The 1,059-nt window shown below is 70.8% G+C and carries 1 pseudogene; it reads right to left on the reverse strand.

Features of this window, described 5'->3' with window-relative positions:
• Positions 1 to 1,059: pseudogene (locus ACFTZL_RS45095) on the reverse strand (hypothetical protein); the annotation flags it as partial.

Consider the following 1,059-nt stretch of genomic DNA (forward strand, 5'->3'; position numbering starts at 1 on the left):
GTCGCGGACCTTGTCGTACTTCTTGCCCTTCTTGCCGTCGATCTCCGAGACCTTGTCGTCCTGCTCCCCGCGCCACCGGTCTCGTGAGTCGGCGATGTCGGAACGGCCCTTGTCGCGGGCGTCGGACTGCTTCTTGCCGCTGGCCGTGACCTCCTTCTGGAGGTCCTGGTCGTGCTGCTTGCGGTCGTCCGCCGCCTTCTTGTCCTTGGACTGGCGCTCCTGGCCCATCTTGTCCCGGCCCTGGGAGAAGCCCGCCTGGATCTGCGGGCCCCGGTCGTGCTCGGCGACCGCGGAGGCGGACTCGATCGGCACACCGCCGCCGGACACCGACCGTGCGCCGCCGCCCTTCGCCGTCTTCTTCCCGCCGGCCACCTTGCCGGTCAGGGTCTCCTTGGGCACGTCGGGATAGATCTGGTCCTCGCCCATCGGGCGGGCCGCGTCGTCACGTCCCGACTGGTGCAGCTCGTTCTTCCGCTCGTCGAGCTTCCGGCCCTGCTCGTCGGTGCGCTGCGGGTCCGAGTCGTTCTCCAGCGGAAGCCTCGGGGCGTCGCCCACGCGGGCGTTCTTCAGCCCCTCGTCCTTGGTCGGCAGCCCGAGGATGGAGTCGATCAGGTCGTCGAGCGGGAGGATCTCCTTCAGCAGCTTGCCGAACAGCTGGGCGCCGATGGTGACGGCGATGTCCCACCAGCTCGGCTCCGGCACGTTCGCGCCCGGGACGTCGCCTTCCGGCTTCTGTTCGCCCTCGATCTCGGGCGTCTTGCCCTGAGCCGCGTCCGTGCGGGCGACCTTGGCGTTCGTGTACGTGCCCGGGGCCGCCGCCCGGGGGCCGCCGGGGACCGTGCGCGGGGAGCCGGAGGGTCGCTGCATCTTCGGCGGCGCCTTGCGCAGGGTGGTGCGTTCCTTGTCGACCGAGCGGCCGACCGCGCTGCCGACTCTCTTGAGCGTTTCCAGGGCCTGGTGCGGCTTGAGCCCCGCGGCCGTCGACAGGCCGGACTCGGGGGTGGCGTTGGAGACGTCCGGGGGCGGGGTCTCCTTCTTGGCCTTGGCTTTGGATCCGCC

The organism is Streptomyces sp. NPDC056948 (assembly GCF_042674225.1).
Classification (GTDB): Bacteria; Actinomycetota; Actinomycetes; order Streptomycetales; family Streptomycetaceae; genus Streptomyces; species Streptomyces purpurascens.